General features: G+C 30.9%; 2 protein-coding genes. Both read left to right on the top strand.

What is annotated here, in order from left to right; genetic code table 11:
* Positions 1-1029 (top strand): O-acetylhomoserine aminocarboxypropyltransferase/cysteine synthase family protein (locus tag ACTHW2_RS12915; protein WP_442264298.1); only part of this gene is annotated, 1029 nt, incomplete at its 5' end.
* On the top strand, positions 1010-2533 hold a 1524-nt coding region (locus ACTHW2_RS12910), incomplete at its 3' end, for a homoserine O-acetyltransferase/O-succinyltransferase family protein (protein WP_442264297.1). The genes ACTHW2_RS12915 and ACTHW2_RS12910, both read left to right, overlap by 20 nt.

Below are 2533 nucleotides of genomic sequence, written 5' to 3'. Positions count from 1 at the left end.
TTAGCTATATTGACTATCTGTCAAAGTGGTGAGCATATAGTAGCTTTAAATAATATTTATGGCGGTACGTTTACATTGTTAAGTTCTACCCTAAAGAAATTTGGAATAGAGACCACATTTGTAAGCCTAGATTCAACTGATGAAGAAGTAAGTAAAGCAATACAAGAAAATACAAAATTATTATTTACAGAATCCTTGGGAAATCCAGGTGTTAGAGTATTGGATATAGAAAGATATGCTAATTTAGCCCATAAACATGATTTACCTTTAGTGATAGATAATACCTTCCCAACTCCATATTTACTTAGACCAATAGAATATGGTGCTGATATAGTGACTCATTCTACTACGAAATATTTAGATGGTCATGCTACATCAGTTGGAGGGATAATAGTAGATAGTGGAAAATTCAATTGGGATAATGGAAAGTTTGCTTGTTTAACTGATGAGGATCCTAATTATCATGGACTTAGCTATACAGAAACCTTCAAAGAACAAGCATATATTACTAAAGCTAGAGTAGTATTTTTAAGGGATTTAGGTGCTACTATGAGTCCATTTAATGGATTTTTAACAAACCTTGGTATTGAAACCTTAGCTCTTAGGATGGATAGACATTCTGAAAATGCCCTTAAAATAGCACAGTTTTTAGAAAGTAATCCAAATGTAGAGAGCGTGGCTTATCCTTTATTAGAATCTAGCCCTGATTATGAATTAGCAAAGAAATATTTACCTAAGGGTGCTAGTGGGATAATATCCTTTGAAGTAAAGGGTGGAGTAAATGAAGGAAAAGAATTTATAAACAGTTTAAAGTTAGCAAGTCTAGTTGTCCATGTGGGAGATATAAGGACTCATGTATTACATCCTGCAAGTATGACTCATAGACAATTATCAAAAGAAGATCAGCTAAAAGGTGGAGTTACAGAAGGTCTGATTAGATTATCTGTAGGTATAGAAAATGCTGACGACATTATAGCAGATTTAAAGCAGGGATTGGAGAGAAGTCAAAATGCCGTTAATAATAGATAATGATTTACCATCAAAGAAGATATTGGAAGATGAAAATCTATTTATTATGGGGAAAGATAGAGCTACGACCCAAGATATTAGGCCCATAAAAATAGCAATAGTAAATTTGATGCCAAATAAGGAAGAAACAGAAATCCAATTACTAAGATTATTATCCAATACTCCATTACAGGTAGATATAGACTTAATACGAACTAAAACACATAATTCAAAGAATACAGATGAAACATATTTAAAAAGATTCTACAAGGATTTTTCACAAATCAAAGATGAAAAATACGATGGTATGATAATAACTGGGGCTCCGGTTGAAAAACTAGACTTCGAAGAAGTTGACTATTGGCCTGAACTTAGAGAAATATTTGAATATGCTAGGACAAATGTTTATTCAACCATGTTTATTTGCTGGGCTGCTCAGGCAGCACTGTATCATTATTATGGAATACCTAAGTATATTGAAGATAAAAAGGTATTTGGAGTATTTGAGTATGATGTTTTGGAAGAAAGTGCATTGACTAAGGGTTTTGATGATGTATTTTACTCTCCACAATCTAGACATTCTATTAATAGAGAAGAAGATGTAAGAAAAATAGAAGATTTAAAGATAATTGGTAGTAGACCAGATACTGGAGTTAGCCTGGCTAGAAGTTTAGATAATAGATTTGTATTCGTATCAGGACATGGAGAATATGATAGAGACACTTTATACAAAGAGTATATAAGGGATAAGTCTAAAGGACTAGAAATACAAACTCCGGTAAATTACTTTAAAAATGATAATGAAGATGAAGGAATTCAGGTAAAATGGAAATCTCATGGAAATTTATTATTTATTAACTGGATGAATTACTGTGTATATCAAGAAACACCATATGATATTAATAAAATAGAAAGAAAAAGAGTCTTAAAATTTGGTGGAAGTTCTTTAAGTGATAGTAATCAATACAAAAAGGTTAAAGAGATTATCTATAGCGAAGAGGGTAGAAATCTAGTCATAGTATCAGCACCAGGGAAAAGACATAAAGGTGATATCAAAGTTACAGACTTATTAATTGGTTATTTTGAATGTAAATATGAAGATGAAAAGGAAAGTCTATTAAAGATAATAAAGGGAAGATTTTTTAATATAGTAAAAGATTTAAAATTAGATAAAAGCCTACTAGAAACTATAGATAAAACAATTATTGAGATAAGGAAGTCGAAAAATAGAGATTTTGTATTAAGTAGAGGTGAGTATTTATCCAGTATAATAATGGCTGAGTATTTAGATTTTAAATTCTTAGATGCTAAGGATATAATTTGTTTTCATATAGATGGAGAACTTGATTTGGAAACAAGTTATAAAAGAATAAGGGAAAATTTAGATACAAAGAAAAAGTATGTAATACCAGGTTTCTATGGTATTGGATTTGATAATGAGATAAAGACCTTTGAAAGAGGTGGCTCAGATATTACAGGATCCTTAATAGCAGGTGCTATGAAATCTGATATATATGAAAACTGG

The organism is Tissierella sp., assembly GCF_052089545.1.
Lineage (GTDB): Bacteria > Bacillota > Clostridia > Tissierellales > Tissierellaceae > Tissierella_A.
Note: the sequence above shows the minus strand (reverse complement) of the source record. Positions and strands in the feature narration are given on the sequence as shown.